We start from the raw sequence: 17,820 nt of genomic DNA on the forward strand, positions 1-17,820 counted from the left end.
CCCAAGGAGCAAGCTCCTCTGTGCTACCGTTCGACTTGCATGTGTTAGGCCTGCCGCCAGCGTTCAATCTGAGCCATGATCAAACTCTTCAATTTAAGTTTGATGCTCGTGAATTAAACTTCGTAATGAATTACGTATGTTCACTCAGAGACTTGGTATTCATTTTTCGTCTTGCGACGTTAAGAATCCGTATCTTCGAGTGCCCACACAGATTGTCTGATAAATTGTTAAAGAGCAGTTGCGACGCGCTTTAGCGCTCTGTCGCGAGGTCCCGTATATTACGTTTTCCTCATTCAGAGTCAAGCATTTATTTTTGCTTTTCTCTACGAAGTTCTCAGTGGACCCCCGCTGACCCGGCGGCTTGTAATCCGTTGTTCCGTGTCAGTGGAGGCGCATTATAGGGAGTTATTTGAGGCTGACAAGTTAAAAATACAAAAAACTTATCAAGCGATTATTTTTCAATCGATCACTCTGTTTTTGCCTGGTTATTAAACAAAAACGAGCCCCGCAGGGCCCGTTTATGGTCATTTAGTGACTTACTGCACTGCCACAATGCGATCGTCGTTAACTTCCAGGCGAATCGTTTTGCCAGGAATCAGCTCACCAGACAGGATTTGCTGAGCCAGCGGGTTTTCGATCTGTTGCTGGATAGCGCGTTTCAATGGACGTGCGCCATAGACTGGATCGTAACCATTCGCGCTCAGCAGTTTAAGCGCCTCGTCAGAGATGTGAATTTCATAACCACGCTCTTCCAGACGTTTATACAGACGCTGCAGCTGGATCTGAGCAATAGAAGCAATGTGCTGCTCACCCAACGGATGGAATACAACGACCTCATCTATACGGTTGATGAATTCCGGACGGAAGTTATGGCTCACAACGCCCAGCACCATATCCTTCATGTGGCCATAATCCAGCTCCCCGAAGCGTTCCTGAATCAGGTCCGATCCCAGGTTTGAGGTCATGATGACAACCGTGTTACGGAAATCGACCGTTCTCCCCTGCCCGTCAGTCAGACGACCATCGTCAAGCACCTGCAACAGGATGTTGAACACATCCGGATGCGCTTTCTCCACTTCATCGAGCAGAATGACAGAGTAAGGACGACGGCGTACCGCTTCCGTCAGATACCCACCTTCCTCATAGCCGACATATCCCGGAGGCGCCCCGACCAGACGAGAGACAGAGTGTTTCTCCATAAACTCGGACATATCGATACGCACCATTGCGTCGTCGCTGTCGAACATAAAATTAGCCAGCGCCTTACACAGTTCGGTTTTACCGACACCGGTTGGGCCAAGGAACAGGAATGAACCAATCGGACGATTCGGGTCGGACAACCCTGCACGGCTACGACGGATGGCGTTAGAAACCGCTTCCACCGCTTCATTCTGGCCAATCACGCGGCTGTGCAGTTCCTGCTCCATACGTAACAGTTTTTCCCGCTCGCCTTCCAGCATGCGGGCAACCGGGATCCCGGTCCAGCGCGCCAGCACTTCTGCAATTTCTGCATCCGTCACTTTATTACGCAGCAGACGCATGGTTTTGCCTTCAGACTGGGTGGCGGCTTCGAGCTGTTTTTCCAGTTCAGGAATTTTGCCATACTGCAGTTCGGACATCCGCGCCAGATCGCCGACACGACGCGCCTGTTCAATGGCGATTTTCGCCTGTTCCAGCTCAGCCTTGATAGTTTGCGTTCCAGAAAGGGAAGCTTTTTCAGCTTTCCACTCTTCTTCTAACTCAGAATACTGGCGCTCTTTATCATCCAGCTCTTCGTTGAGCATATCGAGACGTTTTTTACTCGCCTCATCAGACTCTTTCATTAATGCCTGCTGTTCCAGTTTGAGCTGGATAATACGGCGGTCGAGTCTGTCGAGTTCCTCCGGCTTGGAGTCAATCTGCATACGAATGCTGGATGCCGCTTCGTCAATGAGGTCGATAGCTTTATCAGGCAACTGACGATCGGCAATATAGCGGTGAGACAGCGTAGCTGCCGCGACAATCGCCGGGTCAGTAATCTGCACGTGGTGGTGCAGCTCATAACGCTCTTTCAGACCACGCAAAATCGCGATGGTATCTTCTACTGAAGGTTCGGCCACAAACACTTTCTGGAAACGACGTTCCAGCGCAGCATCTTTTTCGATGTACTGGCGATACTCATCAAGCGTTGTTGCGCCTACACAGTGCAGTTCCCCACGTGCCAGTGCAGGTTTCAGCATATTTCCGGCGTCCATTGCGCCATCGGCTTTACCCGCCCCAACCATGGTGTGTAACTCATCAATAAACAGGATGACATTGCCTTCCTGTTTAGAAAGATCGTTCAGCACACCTTTTAAGCGTTCTTCAAACTCACCACGATATTTGGCTCCAGCCACCAGCGCCCCCATATCCAGCGCCAGCACACGGCGGCCTTTTAAGCCTTCCGGCACTTCACCATTGATGATGCGTTGAGCCAGCCCTTCAACAATCGCTGTTTTACCGACCCCGGGCTCACCGATTAACACCGGGTTGTTTTTAGTACGACGCTGCAGCACCTGAATGGTGCGGCGAATTTCTTCATCACGACCGATAACCGGATCGAGTTTGCCCTGCTCGGCACGTTCGGTCAGATCGACGGTATATTTTTTCAAGGCCTGACGTTGGTCTTCAGCCCCCTGGTCATTCACGCTTTCACCTCCACGCATTTGTTCAATTGCCTGAGTGATATTGGCGGTCGTCGCGCCTGCTGATTTTAATAAATCGGTCAGCGTACCGCGTGACTCAAGCGCTGCCAGAACGAACAGTTCTGACGAAATAAAGTTGTCCCCACGTTTTTGCGCCAGCTTGTCGCAAAGATTCAGAACACGCACCAGATCCTGAGAAGGCTGCACATCACCACCGGTACCTTCTACCTGCGGCAAACGGCTCAACGCCTGGTCAATAGCTGTACGTAACTGGCCAGCATTAATGCCAGCGGACGTTAATAAAGGACGTACCGATCCCCCTTCCTGATTCAGCAAGGCGCTCATTAGATGAAGTGGTTCGATGAATTGATTGTCGTGCCCCAATGCGAGTGACTGGGCATCGGCAAGAGCAAGCTGGAATTTATTGGTAAGACGATCCAGACGCATAACTCCTCCCATAACAGGTCAAAATTGCTACTGGAGATTAAATGAGGTCATCCCTCAATTATTCAAGGTTAATGACCTGAATTATGTGAAAAGAAAATTACACGTACCGGATCGTCTTGATTCTTTAGGTTATATCAGCCAAATAAAACTTGCCATACGCCCCGTGGTATTGTCGCGACGATAAGAGAAGAACGTCTCACTTTCGCTGAAGGTGCAACGGTCGCCGCCGTAAAGGTTCTCCACACCGACATTTGCCAGACGTTGGCGCGCAAGCTGATAGATATCCGCCAGATATTTGTCATCACGCGGGACAAATGCGATGTCCGCTTGCGGATCTTTCTCCATAAACGCTTCGCGGACTTCTGCTCCCACTTCAAACGCGTCCGGGCCAATCGCAGGGCCTAGCCAGGCGATAATGTTTTCAGGTTTGTCGGCAAAACACGCCACCGTCTCTTCCAGCACACCTGCGCATAATCCTCGCCAACCCGCATGGGCCGCCGCAACCTCCGTTCCTGCGCGATTGCAAAACAGCACCGGCAAACAGTCAGCCGTCATCACCGCACACACGGTGCCCGGCATGTTGCTGTATGAAGCATCTGCACGTTTGGAGGCGTAAGGCTCGCCAGTCAGTTTCAGAACGTCCTTACCGTGGACCTGTTCCAGCCAGACGGGTTTTGCAGGCAGATTGCCCGCAGCAAACAGCCGCATGCGGTTCTCCTCAACATGCTCCGGGTTATCACCGCAATGGGCACCCAGATTCAGCGAATCGTAAGGCGACATACTGACACCGCCAATACGAGTAGAACTACACGCCGCGACACCCTGCGGTATCGGCCACTGCGGGACAATTAGCTTACTCATAGCCAGGCAATATCATCCTTATGTTCTTCGAAATCAGCACGCATCACTTCAATCAACTGCACCATATCTTGTGGAATTGGCGCGTGCCATTCCATTTCGATACCGGAAATTGGATGATACAAACGCAGCATGGTCGCGTGCAGCGCCTGACGATCGAACTTACGCAATACGGAGATAAATTCGTCAGAAGCGCCTTTCGGTGGACGCGGACGACCGCCGTAGACCTGATCGCCCACCAGCGGATGGGTGATATGCGCCATGTGCACGCGGATCTGGTGCGTACGTCCGGTTTCCAGACGCAACCGCAGACGCGTGTGCACACGGAAGTGTTCCATGATGCGATAGTGCGTCACCGCAGGTTTCCCCATCGGGTGTACCGCCATGTGCGTACGCTTAGTCGGGTGACGGCTAATCGGCTCCTCAACGGTTCCGCCTGCCGTCATGTGACCAATCGCCACGGCTTCGTACTCACGGGTAATTTCACGCAGCTGCAGCGACTCCACCAGTCGCGTTTGCGCAGGAACGGTTTTTGCCACCACCATTAATCCCGTCGTGTCTTTATCCAGACGGTGCACAATACCGGCACGAGGAACATCCGCGATCGGCGGGTAGTAATGCAGCAATGCATTCAAGACCGTGCCATCAGGATTACCGGCGCCCGGATGCACCACGAGATCACGGGGTTTGTTGATGACAAGAATGTCGTCATCTTCATAAACGATATCCAGCGGGATATCCTGAGGTTCAAAACGCACCTCTTCGTCAATTTCTGCATTGATGGAGACGCGTTCTCCACCCAACACTTTTTCTTTCGGTTTATCGCAAAGATTGCCATTTACCAGCACGCGCTGATCAAGGATCCATTCTTTTATGCGCGATCGTGAATAATCAGGGAACAATTCGGCCAAAGCCTGATCTAAGCGTTGACCGAGCTGATTTTCGGAGACTGTTGCGGTGAGTTCTACTCGTTGTGCCATAAACTGCTTCTTCGTTTAACGTTGGGTTTTACGGCTTTGCCGTTTAATATAGTGTGCTATTGTAGCTGGTCTTAACCGGGAGCAGGAACAGAGAATCTCCCGTAATACATTTTGAGGAAAGTCAAAACGTCATGACGCGCATGAAATATCTGGTGGCAGCAGCCACGTTGAGCCTGTTTTTGGCGGGTTGCTCTGGTTCAAAGGAAGAGGTGCCCGATAATCCGCCAAATGAAATCTACGCGACTGCTCAGCAAAAGCTGCAGGACGGTAACTGGAAACAGGCAATAACGCAATTGGAAGCGTTGGATAACCGTTATCCATTTGGACCGTATTCTCAGCAGGTGCAATTAGATCTCATCTACGCCTACTACAAAAACGCCGATCTGCCGCTTGCTCAGGCTGCCATCGATCGTTTTATCCGTCTTAATCCGACACACCCTAACATTGATTATGTCATGTATATGCGTGGCCTGACCAATATGGCGTTGGACGATAGCGCACTGCAAGGGTTCTTTGGTGTTGATCGCAGCGATCGCGATCCGCAACACGCCCGAGCTGCCTTTAATGACTTTTCCAAACTGGTACGTGGCTATCCGAACAGCCAGTACACTACTGACGCCACCAAACGTCTGGTATTCCTGAAGGACCGTCTGGCGAAGTATGAATACTCCGTTGCGCAATACTACACTGCCCGCGGAGCATGGGTCGCTGTGGTAAACCGTGTGGAAGGTATGCTACGCGACTACCCTGATACTCAGGCAACACGTGATGCTCTGCCGTTAATGGAAAAAGCTTATCGCCAGATGCAGATGAATGCGCAGGCAGAAAAAGTAGCGAAAATCATTGCCGCTAACAGCAGCAATACCTGATTTACCTCAGAATGCAAAACGGCAGCCCTTGGGCTGCCGTTTTTTTATCCGTTAACGCCACAACTGAAGCGGTTTAGCTGCAACGCATCTCATCAAATATGGCCTGCTTTCTGGTATTCCTCAAGTAAAATATCGCCTGTTCCTGCTGTGCCTCACAAAAAGGTTTTCTTGACAAAAAGCGACAAAATAATGTGATTTAAATCACACATTTTGACATTAGGAACGGTATGCTGGAATCACCAAGACGGGAAAGACAAGAGGTAAAATTTATGACAATGAACATTACCAGTAAACAAATGGAAATTACTCCGGCAATTCGCCAGCATGTCGCAGACCGTCTCGCCAAACTTGAAAAATGGCAAACTCATCTGATTAATCCACATATCATTCTGTCTAAGGAGCCACAGGGTTTCATTGCTGATGCCACCATCAATACACCGAACGGACATCTGGTCGCCAGCGCAAAACACGAGGATATGTACACCGCAATTAACGATTTGATCAACAAGCTGGAACGGCAGCTCAATAAAGTGCAGCACAAAGGCGAAGCCCGTCGTGCAACAGCTTCAGTAAAAGACGCCAACTTCGTCGAAGCAGAAGAAGAGTAGTCCCTTACATTGAGTGTATCGCCAACGCGCCTTCGGGCGCGTTTTTTGTTGACATGGTGAAAACAGTACGGGTACTTTATTGATATAGCCAAAGGAAAATTACATGAAACTTGTCCCGTTCTTCTTCGCATTCTTTTTTACCTTCCCCTGAATGGGAGGCGTTTCGTCGTGTGATAAAGAATGCGAAGACGAACAATAAGGCCTCCCACAACGGGGGGCCTTTTTTATTGATAACAAGAAAGGCAACACTATGACATCGGAAAACCCATTACTGGCGCTGCGCGATAAGATCAGCACGCTGGATGAAAAATTACTGGCCCTGCTGGCTGAGCGACGTGGACTGGCCGTAGAAGTTGGCAAAGCAAAACTGCTTTCGCATCGTCCGGTTCGTGATATCGACCGTGAGCGCGACCTGTTAGACCGCCTGATTCAGCTTGGCAAAGCACATCATCTTGATGCTCATTATATTACTCGCCTGTTCCAGCTGATTATCGAAGACTCCGTCCTGACACAACAGGCACTGCTCCAGCAGCATCTGAACAAAATCAATCCGCACTCTGCGCGCGTAGCCTTCCTCGGCCCAAAGGGTTCATATTCTCACCTCGCCGCCCGTCAGTATGCCGCCCGCCACTTTGAACAATTTATTGAAAGCGGCTGCGCAAAATTTGCCGATATCTTTAATCAGGTTGAAACCGGACAAGCTGACTACGCGGTGGTTCCGATTGAAAACACCAGTTCCGGCGGGATTAACGACGTTTACGACCTGCTACAACACACCAGCCTGTCTATCGTTGGCGAGATGACCATCACAATTGACCACTGTGTGTTGGTATCCGGCACAACGGATCTCGAGACTATTGAAACTGTTTACAGCCATCCGCAGCCGTTCCAGCAGTGCAGCAAATTTCTGAGTCGCCATCCACACTGGAAGATTGAGTACACCGAAAGTACCTCTGCGGCAATGGAAAAAGTTGCGCAGGCTAACTCGCCGCGCGTGGCGGCTCTGGGGAGCGAAGCCGGAGGCGTACTGTATGGTTTGCAGGTTCTTGAGCACATTGAAGCTAACCAGACGCAAAACATCACCCGCTTCGTGGTACTGGCGCGCAAAGCAATCAATGTTTCTGACCAGGTTCCGGCAAAAACCACGCTGCTGATGGCGACAGGACAACAGGCGGGTGCGCTGGTTGAAGCGCTGCTGGTATTGCGCAACCATAATCTGATTATGACCAAACTGGAGTCACGCCCAATTCACGGCAATCCGTGGGAAGAGATGTTTTACCTGGATATTCAGGCCAACCTGGAATCGCCTCAGATGCAAAAAGCATTGAAGGAACTGGGTGAGATTACGCGTTCGATGAAAGTACTTGGCTGCTATCCAAGTGAAAATGTGGTGCCGGTCGATCCGAGCTAACGTTTTATAATGCCGGATAGCGCTAAGATTATCCGGCATTCTATTTACTGGCGGCTATCGTTAGCCTGGCGCAACAACGTACGGCTTTCGCTCTGAAAGCGCTGAGCGTAATCGCCAAACCAGTGCTCCACCTTACGGAAGCTGTCGATAAACGCTTGCTTATCGCCCTGCTCCAGTAAACCGATCGCCTCACCAAAACGTTGGTAGTAGCGTTTGATCAGCGCAAGGTTGCTCTCAGACGACATAATAATATCAGCATAGAGCTGCGGATCCTGGGCAAACAGACGTCCTACCATCGCCAGCTCAAGGCGGTAAATCGGCGAAGAGAGCGCCAGCAACTGTTCCAGTTGAACATTCTCTTCCGCTAGATGCAGACCGTAAGCAAAAGTCGCAAAGTGACGTAGTGCCTGAATAAACGCCATATTCTGGTCGTGTTCAACCGCGCTGATCCGATGCAACCGCGCCCCCCACACCTGAATCTGTTCGAGAAACCACTGATAAGCTTCCGGCTGACGTCCGTCACACCAGACGACGACCTGCTTGGCCAGACTGCCGCTGTCCGGACCAAACATCGGATGCAATCCCACCACCGGGCCATCGTGCGCCGCCAGCATCGCCTGCAAAGGACCATTTTTCACCGAAGCCAGATCCACCAGGATACAGTCAGAAGGCAGGCGCGGTAATTTGGCGATCACCTGCTCGGTGACGTGGATCGGCACACTGACGATCACCATGCCGGCATCAGAGACGATCTCCGGCGCGCGATCCCAGTCCTGCTGTTCCAGGATCCGCACTTGGTAACCTGACAAGGTGAGCATTTTTTCGAACAGACGTCCCATCTGACCACCGCCACCGACGATCACCACCGGGCGCAGAGAAGGACAAAGTGTTTTAAACCCTTTGTCATTTTCGCTGGAGTAGGACTCACGCATAACCCGACGCAACACATCTTCAATCAGGTCCGGTGGCACGCCCAGAGCTTCCGCCTCTGCCCGGCGGGAGGCCAGCATAGAGGCTTCCCGCTCCGGTACGTAGATCGGCAGCCCAAAGCGGCTTTTTACTTCACCGACTTCGGCAACCAACTCCAGGCGGCGTGCCAGTAAGTCCAGCAACGCCTTGTCGACTTCATCAATTTGATCGCGTAATGCGGTCAATTCAGCAACCATAACCAACCTCTTATGCTACACGCGCCGACAGCTGGCCGTTTAAATCCTGGCTAATTTCACGCAACAGCGCATCCGTCATTTCCCAGCTAATGCAGGCATCGGTTACGGACACGCCGTATTTCATTTCGCTGCGCGGCTGTTCAGAAGACTGGTTGCCTTCGTGAATATTACTTTCGATCATCAAGCCAATGATCGAGCGATTGCCATCTTTGATTTGTGCAATCACAGATTCAGCCACGGCAGGCTGGCGGCGGTAATCTTTATTGGAGTTACCATGACTGCAATCTACCATCAGAGAAGGTCGTAGTCCCGCCTGCTCCATCTCTTTTTCGCACTGGGCGACATCTGCCGGACTGTAGTTCGGCGCTTTACCACCACGCAGGATCACGTGACCGTCCGGATTCCCCTGAGTTTGCAACAGCGCAACCTGCCCGGCCTGATTAATACCAACAAAGCGGTGCGACTGTGCCGCCGCTCGCATGGCATTAATGGCGGTCGCAAGACTACCGTCAGTACCATTCTTAAAGCCGACCGGCATGGAAAGACCGGAAGCCATTTCGCGGTGAGTCTGCGATTCCGTGGTACGGGCTCCGATTGCGGACCAGCTAAACAGATCGCCCAGGTATTGTGGACTATTTGGATCCAGCGCTTCAGTTGCCAGCGGCAGTCCCATATTCACCAGTTCAAGCAGCAGTTGACGCGCAATTTTCAGTCCTGCTTCAACATCAAAAGAGCCATCCATGTGAGGATCGTTAATTAACCCTTTCCAGCCGACGGTGGTACGGGGTTTTTCAAAATAGACGCGCATCACCAGGTAGAGGCTATCGCTGACCTCTGCGGCAAGGGCTTTAAATCGACGAGCGTACTCAATAGCCATTTCAGGATCGTGAATGGAGCATGGACCACATACCACCAGCAAACGCGGATCGCGACCGGAGATAATATCTGAAATGATTTTACGCGACTGGGAGATTTGCGCTTCTTGCGCCTGGCTCAGCGGAAATTCAGCTTTCAGCTGCTCCGGAGTCATCAGAACCTGTTCGTCGGTAATATGTACGTTGTTCAGCGCGTCTTTTTGCATGATGGTGATCCTGTTTAGCTCGTTTGCGATAGTTGATCCTCAGCGAGGAGGAAATAACGATACCACAACAGGTAAAGATTTCAATCCACAATCCGTAAATTTTAATTTACAACACGCAATTTATCAGCAGAAAAAGCCGCTAATAGCGTACAATTAAATTTACACCATTCAATATTCAAATCCGCTATGCTTAAAAAAACAAGGGAGCACGGGCAATGAAGCAACTCATCAGCACCTTATTTCTATTCCTTCTTAGCGGTTGTCAAATAGATCCCTATACCCACGCCCCCACCTGGACAGGGACCGACTGGTACGATGCCGGTATACAAGATGCCATTTCGGGCTATGCCGTTAAAGATAATGAAACTCTTGCCGACAACTTCAATGATTCCGACGTCGATCGTACGAAATATCTTAAGGGTTTCGCCGAGGGGCAACGTAAAATCTGCCAGCAGGATTTTGTTTACGCCAGGGGGCTGGCCGGGAAAACCTTTCCCCAAAGTTGTGATACGGTCGAAAATGTAGACCAGTTACATAATGCCTGGCAAAAAGGATCAAATGAAGGCTCAGCCTCAATAAGATTAAATTAAACAATGAGTTAAACTTTACAATCAACTAGGATTTAACTTAAATCACCAGCAGCTTTATCCCTGGAATAATGACGACTTAGGAAAATAATGTTATTTTGTCCTAAACAATTTTGAATGTATTTCGACGCTTTACGGCAAATGCTGGTAGGTAACTATTCATGAGCTATTCTTACCGACTCATACTTCTACTGGCACTGCTCCTGACCGGGTTACCGCTGTACGCCCAAAGCATTACAGAAGAAGCAAAATCTGTACGTGCTATGGTTTCCGGTATCGTTAGTTATACACGCTGGCCTGCACTTTCCGGGCCGCCCAAACTGTGTATTTTCTCTTCATCGCGTTTTTCCAGTGTTCTGGAAGATACCAGTACTGGGACATTACCCTATCTTCCCGTCATCATTCGTACGGAACAAGAAATATTAGTTTCGCAGTGTGACGGTTTTTATTTTGGAAAAGAATCACCTACTTATCAGGTGGAATTAAAGAATAAATATCCGACTAAGGCATTGTTATTAATTGCCGAACAGAATCCCGAATGCGTTATTGGCAGCGCCTTTTGCCTCATAATTAAAGATGAAGATGTGAGATTTTCCGTAAATATGGATTCCCTTTCACGCAGTGGCGTAAGGGTCAGTCCAGACGTATTGATGCTTGCACGGAATAATAAGCATGGATAAGGGCCATTCTCCTGTAACACGCCCGACGTTTAAGCGGACATTACGGCGTATCAGCATAATCAGTGTCCTGGTGACGATGACGTTGATCTGGTTGCTGCTCAGCATTTCTTCCGTGCTGGCATTGAGACAGTATGCGCAAAAGAACCTGGATTTGACCGCTGCAACCATGACCCGTACGCTTGAAGCTGCGCTCGTTTTTTCTGATAGCGTCGCGGCAACGGAAACGCTGGCTGCACTGGGCCAGCAAGGGCAATTTTCCGTTGCGGAAGTTCGTAATAAAAACCAAAAGGCGATCGCCACCTGGCGTTATAACGCGCAGGACACCACGGAGAAGATCAGCGGACTGATCAGCCACTGGCTGTTCCCACAACCGGTCACTAAGCCTATTTTGCATAATGGCAACGTCATCGGCGAAGTACGATTGACCGCGCGCGATAGCGTCATTAGTCATTTCATTTATTTGTCGCTGGCCGTTCTTACCGGGTGCATTCTGTTGGCATCAGGCATTGCATTAATGCTCACTCGCTATTTACACAATGGCGTCGTGGAAGCCCTGCAAAATATAACTGAAGTGGTACATGATGTTCGTACCAACCGTAATTTTTCACGACGTGTATCCGAAGAGCGCATTGAAGAGTTTCATCTTTTTGCCCAGGATTTTAATAGTCTGCTGGACGAGATGGAGGAGTGGCAACTTCGACTGCAGGCAAAGAACGCTCAGCTTTTGCGTACTGCACTCCATGATCCTCTGACGGGCCTGGCGAATCGTGCCGCATTTCGTAGCAGTATTAACGCGCTGATGAATGACGATGTCACCCACAGCAGTTCCGCATTGTTATTTCTTGATGGTGATAATTTTAAATTTATTAATGATACCTGGGGCCACGCTGCGGGGGATCGGGTTCTGATTGAAGTCGCAAAAAGGCTGTCCGAGTTTGGCGGTAATCGACATTCGCCATACAGACTTGGCGGCGACGAGTTCGCGATGGTGCTATATAGCGTTCATTCTGAATATGAGGTTCAGCGGATCTGTGCGGCACTTTCACAAGAGTTTGACCGACCTTTTGACCTGCATAATGGTCATTTAGCAAGCATGACACTCAGTATCGGTTTTGCGCTGACGTGGGAACATGCCTCTGCCGAGAAATTACAAGAACTTGCCGATCAAAATATGTATCAGGCCAAACATATGCGTTCTGAACGCACTATTATTAAATAAGGAATCACACACATGCTAAAACGCTTATTATCCCCATTTCTTTTGCTTTTACTGGTTGTGGCAGGCTGTCAGGCTCCTCAGGGAAAATTTACCCCAGAGCAAATTGCAGCCATGAAATCGTACGGATTTACTGAAGCTTCCGGAGACTGGTCTCTTGGCCTGTCTGACAACATCCTGTTTGATAAAAACGACTACAAGCTCCGCCCCGAAAGCGAAAAACAGATCCAGGAAATGGCTTCCAAACTGGCTGCTACCGGGCTTAACCATGCGCGCCTGGACGGTCATACCGATAACTACGGCGAAGACAGTTACAACGAAGCTCTGTCGCTCAAACGCGCGAATGTGGTTGCCGATGCCTGGGCACAGGGCGCCAACATTCCCCGCGCCAACCTGACAACTCAGGGGCTTGGGAAGAAATACCCGATCGCAAGCAACCAGACGTCAAAAGGTCGTGCTGAAAACCGTCGCGTTGCAGTCGTGATCTCGACGCCGTAATGAATATTCAACTGACTGCGCGCCGCGCAGTCATCTAATAACAAAAAACAAATGAATAAAGGTCGGAATAAAAAAAGGGCCAGCCTTTCGGCCAGCCCTTTTCTAACAGGATGTCGCTTGCGCGAATCTTAGTTAAGACGCTCTTTGATACGAGCAGACTTACCAGTGCGCTCACGCAGGTAGTACAGTTTAGCTTTACGAACAGCACCACGACGTTTAACAGCAATGCTGTCAACTACCGGAGAGTGAGTCTGGAAGACACGCTCAACGCCTTCGCCGTTGGAAATTTTACGAACAGTGAATGCAGAGTGCAGACCGCGGTTACGAATAGCGATAACCACGCCCTCGAATGCCTGCAGACGTTTTTTGGAACCTTCAACAACCCATACTTTCACTTCCACGGTATCACCCGGACGGAAGGAAGGTACGTCCTGCTTCATCTGTTCTTGTTCAAGTTGCTTAATAATGTTGCTCATAATTTAATCTCTTATCCTGGGTAAACTGATATTGGGGGCTTACGCCTGCCCATCATGTTTATGTTGCTGTTGCGCGTGTTCCTTTTTGAACTCCGCCAGCAACCTTGCTTGCTCTTCAGTCAGAGCCAGGTTTTCCAGAAGTTCAGGTCTTCTAAGCCAGGTCCGGCCCAGCGACTGCTTCAAACGCCAGCGACGTATCTCAGCATGGTTTCCTGACAGTAACACTGCCGGTACTTCCATCTGCTCTAACACTTCAGGTCGGGTATAGTGTGGGCAATCCAGCAATCCATCAGCAAACGAATCTTCGATTGCTGAAGCCTCATGACCCAGAACCCCCGGAATAAACCGGGAAACGGAGTCTATCAGCGTCATTGCTGGTAACTCACCACCGCTGAGGACGTAATCGCCGATTGACCATTCTTCGTCAATTTCGGTTTGAATCACGCGCTCATCTATTCCTTCATAGCGACCACACACCAGAATCAGCTTTTGATTCGTGGCCAGTTCGCTAACGCCCGCTTGATCAAGCTTGCGTCCCTGAGGTGAGAGATAAATCACCTTTGCGCCTTCACCAGCCGCAGCTTTCGCTGCATGAATGGCGTCCCGTAAGGGTTGCACCATCATTAACATCCCCGGTCCGCCGCCGTAAGGACGATCGTCCACGGTACGGTGCCGGTCATGAGTAAAGTCACGAGGACTCCAGCTCTGGATGTTTAGCAGGCCATTTTTTACTGCCCGGCCAGTTACCCCGTAATCGGTAATTGCGCGGAACATTTCTGGAAACAGGCTAACGATACCTATAAACACAAGCCAATCCCCATAACGCCGACTTTTACCGTTTATCCGGTGGTTTAAAAACCAGGATCCCAATCTACTTCGATAGTTCGAGTAGCGAGATCGACTTTCTTGATAACCTGCCCATCGAGGAACGGCACAAGACGTTCCTTGATACCAAACGCATCTTTCAGGTTTGCCTTGATGACGATGACGTCATTCGAACCGGTTTCCATCATATCGACGACTTTACCGAGATCGTAGCCTTCAGTGGTCACTACCTGGCAGCCCATAAGGTCTTTCCAGTAGTAAGAACCATCTTCCAGCGCTGGCAACTGCGAGGAATCCACGACAATTTCGCAATTAGTCAGTAGATTCGCCGAATCACGATCGTCAACGCCTTTCAGCTTGATGATCAGAGCCTGATTGTGGTGCTTCCAGCTTTCCAGCTGTACTTGCTGCCACTGACCCGCCTTCTGGATAAACCAGGGCTGATAGTCAAAAATGCTTTCGGCGTCTTCAGTGGAAGAAAACACTCTGAGCCAACCACGGATACCGTAAGAAGACCCCATTTTCCCCAAAACAATGGGTTCCACAGGAGCCTGTGCGGCGAGTTGCTTGCTCATCATGACCACCGTGACAGATTAAGCTGCTTTGTTTGCTGCTTTGATCAGCGTAGCTACGCGATCAGAAATAGTCGCGCCCTGGCCAACCCAGTGAGCGATGCGATCCAGATCCAGGCGAGTGCCTTCTTCTTTTTCGCTAGCGATTGGGTTAAAGAAGCCAACGCGCTCGATGAAGCGACCGTTGCGTGCATTACGGCTGTCGGTAACAACAACCTGGTAGAACGGACGCTTTTTAGCGCCGTGACGAGCTAAACGAATAGTAACCATAACATCCTCTTGTGTGAATAAAACACCCAGGCCCCATCGAGGAACGGAGCCCGGGTGTCATATTAAAAGCCCGAAAATTTTACTGATTTCTGGGGAAAATGCAATCAGCAGTTGATAACTCTGCTATAAAAGGCCGTCGGCAGTGCCGTCAGCCTCCGGAGCGTACACGCAGTACGTGAGCATTTACTCGCTCCGCTCGCCCTTCGGGCCGCCCTAAAGGGCGTTCAAAACACTACATTGTTTTGTCGAGCACACTCCGGTGTCAAAATGGCAAATAAGGTAGCCCGATATATTTATCTACCGGGGAAGCCGGGCGGCATCATCCCCTTCATACCACGCATCATCTTAGCCATACCGCCCTTCTTCATTTTCTTCATCATGCGCTGCATGTCGTCGAACTGTTTCAGAAGGCGGTTTACGTCCTGTACCTGCATACCGCAACCAGCAGCAATACGGCGTTTACGGGAACCTTTGATGATTTCTGGCTTAGCGCGTTCTTTCATCGTCATCGAGTTGATGATGGCTTCCATACGCACCAGCACTTTATCGTCCATTTGCGATTTCACGTTGTCAGGGATCTGACCCATGCCCGGTAGCTTGCCCATCAGACTTGCCATACCGCCCATGTTTTTCATCTGGTTGAGCTGCTCAAGGAAATCGTTGAGATCGAAGCCATCGCCTTTTTTCAGCTTGCTGGCTAATTTCTCGGCCTGCGCGCGATCAACTTTGCTTTCGATATCTTCGATAAGCGACAGCACGTCGCCCATGCCGAGAATACGCGAAGCAATCCTGTCCGGGTGGAACGGCTCCAGTGCTTCAGTTTTCTCCCCGACGCCGAGGAATTTAATCGGCTTGCCGGTGATGTGGCGAATAGAGAGCGCGGCACCGCCACGAGCATCACCATCAACTTTAGTCAGCACCACACCGGTTAACGGCAGCGCTTCGTTAAAGGCTTTGGCGGTATTTGCAGCATCCTGACCGGTCATGGCATCGACCACAAACAGCGTTTCTACCGGCTTGATAGAAGCGTGAACCTGTTTGATTTCGTCCATCATCGCTTCATCAACGTGCAAACGACCGGCGGTATCCACCAGCAGCACGTCGTAGAATTTGAGTTTGGCTTCTTTCAGCGCGGCGTTAACGATATCAACCGGCTTCTGGCCGACATCCGACGGGAAGAAGTCCACACCGACCTGCTCGGCCAGCGTTTCCAGCTGTTTGATCGCCGCCGGGCGATACACGTCTGCGGAAACCACCAGCACTTTCTTCTTGTGCTTCTCACGCAGGAACTTACCCAGCTTACCGACGCTGGTGGTTTTACCCGCACCCTGCAGGCCCGCCATCAGCACAACGGCTGGCGGCTGTGCAGCCAGATTCAGGGTCTGGTTTTCTTCGCCCATTGCCGCAACCAGTTCGTTACGGACAATCTTGACGAACTCCTGACCCGGCGTCAGGCTTTTGTTAACTTCATGACCAACCGCTTTCTCTTTTACGCGATTGATAAACTCACGCACTACCGGCAGCGCTACGTCAGCCTCCAGCAGCGCCATGCGCACTTCGCGCAGCGTTTCTTTAACGTTGTCTTCAGTAAGGCGTCCACGGCCACTGATATTGCGCAGCGTGCGCGACAAACGATCGGTTAAATTATCAAACATTGTCTCTCGCCTGGGGTGGAAACGGTCGGTCGCGACAGCGACACATCAACAGAAATTTGTCGCAGTATAACATGAAGCCGCCTTTGTTGTTATGCAACGGTTGGAGCAGCGGTCACGTAACGCTATACTGCTTTTCTTTATCACTGGCCAACTGTCGACACCTATATGCCCGTTTTTGCTCTGCTCGCCCTTGTCGCCTACTCAGTCAGCCTTGCGCTGATTATTCCCGCTCTGCTGCAAAAAAACAGCGGCTGGCGGCGTATGGCTATTCTCTCTGCGGTCGTCGCGCTGGTGTGCCATGCTGTCGCTCTGGAAGCACGTATTCTACCCGGCGGTGAAAGCGGACAAAACCTGAGTCTGCTGAACGTTGGCTCGCTGGTGAGTCTGATGATCTGTACCGTGATGACCATCGTCGCGTCGCGCAATCGCGGCTGGCTATTGCTGCCCATTGTCTACGCCTTTGCGCTGATAAACCTGGCCTTCGCCACGTTTATGCCTAACGAGTTCATCACCCATCTCGAAGCTACGCCGGGCATGATGATCCATATCGGGCTTTCGCTTTTCGCTTACGCCACGCTGATTATCGCCGCACTCTATGCGCTACAGCTTGCGTGGATTGACTACCAGCTGAAAAACAAAAAACTGGCTTTCAGCAATGAGATGCCGCCGCTGATGAGTATTGAGCGGAAAATGTTTCATATCACCCAAATTGGCGTGGTTCTGCTGACACTCACCCTGTGCACCGGCCTGTTTTACATGCACAACCTGTTCAGCACGGAGAACATTGATAAAGCCGTCCTCTCTATCGTGGCATGGTTTGTCTATATCGTTCTGTTGTGGGGGCATTACCATGAAGGCTGGCGCGGACGTCGCGTCGTATGGTTTAACGTCGCAGGCGCAGGCATTCTGACGCTGGCCTATTTCGGCAGCCGTATCCTGCAGCAGTTCGTGAGTTAAA

19 protein-coding genes, 1 rRNA gene and 1 other annotated feature are annotated in these 17,820 nt (G+C 50.6%); of the genes, 9 read left to right on the plus strand and 11 right to left on the minus strand.

Going from position 1 to position 17,820, the window contains the following annotated elements; genetic code table 11:
• From On2M_RS18020 to rluD, 4 genes are all read right to left on the minus strand, one after another.
• Positions 1–95, minus strand: a 16S ribosomal RNA gene (locus On2M_RS18020); the annotation flags it as partial.
• Positions 96–536: 441 nt separating this feature from the next.
• A complete protein-coding gene (gene clpB / locus On2M_RS18025) occupies positions 537–3,110 on the minus strand; it encodes an ATP-dependent chaperone ClpB (RefSeq protein WP_187253035.1) in 2,574 nt (857 codons plus the stop codon).
• Positions 3,111–3,239: 129 nt separating this feature from the next.
• The gene (yfiH, locus tag On2M_RS18030; RefSeq protein ID WP_151218105.1) at positions 3,240–3,971 is read right to left on the minus strand and encodes a purine nucleoside phosphorylase YfiH; all 732 of its coding nucleotides are present in this window, start codon (positions 3,969–3,971) and stop codon (positions 3,240–3,242) included.
• Complete coding sequence (gene rluD, locus On2M_RS18035; protein ID WP_003031246.1) at positions 3,968–4,948, minus strand: 23S rRNA pseudouridine(1911/1915/1917) synthase RluD; 981 nt, start codon at positions 4,946–4,948, stop codon at positions 3,968–3,970. Before rluD ends, yfiH begins: the two co-directional genes overlap by 4 nt.
• Positions 4,949–5,079: 131 nt before the next feature.
• Here rluD and bamD point away from each other — a divergent pair, with 131 nt between their 5' ends.
• The 4 genes from bamD to pheA all read left to right on the plus strand — a co-directional run bounded on the left by bamD (position 5,080) and on the right by pheA (position 7,836).
• Positions 5,080–5,817 (plus strand): outer membrane protein assembly factor BamD, encoded by a 738-nt coding sequence (gene bamD, locus On2M_RS18040; RefSeq protein WP_151218106.1) that lies wholly within the window; start codon positions 5,080–5,082, stop codon positions 5,815–5,817.
• 269 nt (positions 5,818–6,086) lie between these two features.
• A complete protein-coding gene (gene raiA / locus On2M_RS18045) occupies positions 6,087–6,425 on the plus strand; it encodes a ribosome-associated translation inhibitor RaiA (protein ID WP_151218107.1) in 339 nt (112 codons plus the stop codon).
• 102 nt (positions 6,426–6,527) lie between these two features.
• Positions 6,528–6,653: a sequence feature (Phe leader region), on the plus strand.
• Entirely contained in the window at positions 6,529–6,576 is a 48-nt protein-coding gene (gene pheL / locus On2M_RS18050) for a pheA operon leader peptide PheL (protein WP_100250063.1), read from the plus strand. Its footprint overlaps the feature before it by 48 nt.
• Positions 6,654–6,675: 22 nt before the next feature.
• A complete protein-coding gene (gene pheA, locus On2M_RS18055; RefSeq protein ID WP_003031243.1) occupies positions 6,676–7,836 on the plus strand; it encodes a bifunctional chorismate mutase/prephenate dehydratase in 1,161 nt (386 codons plus the stop codon).
• 44 nt (positions 7,837–7,880) lie between these two features.
• On the opposite strand, the gene tyrA is transcribed toward pheA, so the two are convergent.
• Positions 7,881–9,002 (minus strand): bifunctional chorismate mutase/prephenate dehydrogenase, encoded by a 1,122-nt coding sequence (tyrA, locus tag On2M_RS18060; RefSeq protein WP_151218108.1) that lies wholly within the window; start codon positions 9,000–9,002, stop codon positions 7,881–7,883.
• A 10-nt stretch (positions 9,003–9,012) separates the two neighbouring features.
• Complete coding sequence (gene aroF / locus On2M_RS18065; protein ID WP_210905266.1) at positions 9,013–10,083, minus strand: 3-deoxy-7-phosphoheptulonate synthase; 1,071 nt, start codon at positions 10,081–10,083, stop codon at positions 9,013–9,015.
• A gap of 215 nt (positions 10,084–10,298) precedes the next feature.
• Here aroF and On2M_RS18070 point away from each other — a divergent pair, with 215 nt between their 5' ends.
• From On2M_RS18070 to On2M_RS18085, 4 genes are all read left to right on the plus strand, one after another.
• On the plus strand, positions 10,299–10,673 hold the full coding sequence (locus tag On2M_RS18070) for a DUF2799 domain-containing protein (RefSeq protein WP_210905267.1): 375 nt from the start codon (positions 10,299–10,301) through the stop codon (positions 10,671–10,673).
• Between the two features lie 158 nt (positions 10,674–10,831).
• A complete protein-coding gene (locus tag On2M_RS18075; protein ID WP_210905268.1) occupies positions 10,832–11,350 on the plus strand; it encodes a YfiR family protein in 519 nt (172 codons plus the stop codon).
• Positions 11,343–12,569: a diguanylate cyclase DgcN gene (dgcN, locus tag On2M_RS18080; protein ID WP_187260360.1), complete on the plus strand. Its 1,227-nt coding sequence runs from the start codon at positions 11,343–11,345 to the stop codon at positions 12,567–12,569. Before On2M_RS18075 ends, dgcN begins: the two co-directional genes overlap by 8 nt.
• A gap of 12 nt (positions 12,570–12,581) precedes the next feature.
• Positions 12,582–13,064, plus strand: coding sequence for an OmpA family protein (locus On2M_RS18085; protein ID WP_151218113.1), 483 nt, complete (start codon positions 12,582–12,584; stop codon positions 13,062–13,064).
• 128 nt (positions 13,065–13,192) lie between these two features.
• Here On2M_RS18085 and rplS read toward each other — a convergent pair whose 3' ends face one another.
• The 5 genes from rplS to ffh all read right to left on the minus strand — a co-directional run bounded on the left by rplS (position 13,193) and on the right by ffh (position 16,862).
• Positions 13,193–13,540 (minus strand): 50S ribosomal protein L19, encoded by a 348-nt coding sequence (gene rplS / locus On2M_RS18090; protein ID WP_002914145.1) that lies wholly within the window; start codon positions 13,538–13,540, stop codon positions 13,193–13,195.
• Positions 13,541–13,579: 39 nt separating this feature from the next.
• Complete coding sequence (gene trmD / locus On2M_RS18095) at positions 13,580–14,347, minus strand: tRNA (guanosine(37)-N1)-methyltransferase TrmD (protein WP_003031232.1); 768 nt, start codon at positions 14,345–14,347, stop codon at positions 13,580–13,582.
• 44 nt (positions 14,348–14,391) lie between these two features.
• Positions 14,392–14,940, minus strand: a complete 549-nt coding sequence (rimM, locus tag On2M_RS18100) for a ribosome maturation factor RimM (protein WP_210905269.1) — start codon at positions 14,938–14,940, stop codon at positions 14,392–14,394.
• 18 nt (positions 14,941–14,958) lie between these two features.
• Positions 14,959–15,207, minus strand: coding sequence for a 30S ribosomal protein S16 (gene rpsP / locus On2M_RS18105; RefSeq protein ID WP_003031228.1), 249 nt, complete (start codon positions 15,205–15,207; stop codon positions 14,959–14,961).
• Positions 15,208–15,500: 293 nt separating this feature from the next.
• Positions 15,501–16,862 (minus strand): signal recognition particle protein, encoded by a 1,362-nt coding sequence (gene ffh, locus On2M_RS18110; protein WP_003031226.1) that lies wholly within the window; start codon positions 16,860–16,862, stop codon positions 15,501–15,503.
• 165 nt (positions 16,863–17,027) lie between these two features.
• On the opposite strand from ffh, the gene On2M_RS18115 reads away from it, so the two are divergent.
• Positions 17,028–17,819, plus strand: coding sequence for an inner membrane protein YpjD (locus On2M_RS18115; protein ID WP_151218114.1), 792 nt, complete (start codon positions 17,028–17,030; stop codon positions 17,817–17,819).
• Position 17,820 lies beyond the last annotated feature (1 nt).

This window comes from Citrobacter sp. On2M, from assembly GCF_018035235.1.
GTDB classification, from domain to species: Bacteria; Pseudomonadota; Gammaproteobacteria; order Enterobacterales; family Enterobacteriaceae; genus Citrobacter; species Citrobacter meridianamericanus.

What these genes read in the sequence shown, in the direction of transcription:
- dgcN (WP_187260360.1), top strand. Translation starts at nt 11,343, where the DNA reads ATGGATAAGGGCCATTCTCCTGTAACACGCCCGACGTTTAAGCGGACA.
- On2M_RS18075 (WP_210905268.1), top strand. Translation starts at nt 10,832, where the DNA reads ATGAGCTATTCTTACCGACTCATACTTCTACTGGCACTGCTCCTGACC.
- pheA (WP_003031243.1), top strand. Translation starts at nt 6,676, where the DNA reads ATGACATCGGAAAACCCATTACTGGCGCTGCGCGATAAGATCAGCACG.
- rimM (WP_210905269.1), bottom strand. Translation starts at nt 14,940, where the DNA reads ATGAGCAAGCAACTCGCCGCACAGGCTCCTGTGGAACCCATTGTTTTG.
- On2M_RS18115 (WP_151218114.1), top strand. Translation starts at nt 17,028, where the DNA reads ATGCCCGTTTTTGCTCTGCTCGCCCTTGTCGCCTACTCAGTCAGCCTT.
- rpsP (WP_003031228.1), bottom strand. Translation starts at nt 15,207, where the DNA reads ATGGTTACTATTCGTTTAGCTCGTCACGGCGCTAAAAAGCGTCCGTTC.
- raiA (WP_151218107.1), top strand. Translation starts at nt 6,087, where the DNA reads ATGACAATGAACATTACCAGTAAACAAATGGAAATTACTCCGGCAATT.
- rluD (WP_003031246.1), bottom strand. Translation starts at nt 4,948, where the DNA reads ATGGCACAACGAGTAGAACTCACCGCAACAGTCTCCGAAAATCAGCTC.
- yfiH (WP_151218105.1), bottom strand. Translation starts at nt 3,971, where the DNA reads ATGAGTAAGCTAATTGTCCCGCAGTGGCCGATACCGCAGGGTGTCGCG.
- On2M_RS18070 (WP_210905267.1), top strand. Translation starts at nt 10,299, where the DNA reads ATGAAGCAACTCATCAGCACCTTATTTCTATTCCTTCTTAGCGGTTGT.
- aroF (WP_210905266.1), bottom strand. Translation starts at nt 10,083, where the DNA reads ATGCAAAAAGACGCGCTGAACAACGTACATATTACCGACGAACAGGTT.
- tyrA (WP_151218108.1), bottom strand. Translation starts at nt 9,002, where the DNA reads ATGGTTGCTGAATTGACCGCATTACGCGATCAAATTGATGAAGTCGAC.
- On2M_RS18085 (WP_151218113.1), top strand. Translation starts at nt 12,582, where the DNA reads ATGCTAAAACGCTTATTATCCCCATTTCTTTTGCTTTTACTGGTTGTG.
- clpB (WP_187253035.1), bottom strand. Translation starts at nt 3,110, where the DNA reads ATGCGTCTGGATCGTCTTACCAATAAATTCCAGCTTGCTCTTGCCGAT.
- bamD (WP_151218106.1), top strand. Translation starts at nt 5,080, where the DNA reads ATGACGCGCATGAAATATCTGGTGGCAGCAGCCACGTTGAGCCTGTTT.
- rplS (WP_002914145.1), bottom strand. Translation starts at nt 13,540, where the DNA reads ATGAGCAACATTATTAAGCAACTTGAACAAGAACAGATGAAGCAGGAC.
- ffh (WP_003031226.1), bottom strand. Translation starts at nt 16,862, where the DNA reads ATGTTTGATAATTTAACCGATCGTTTGTCGCGCACGCTGCGCAATATC.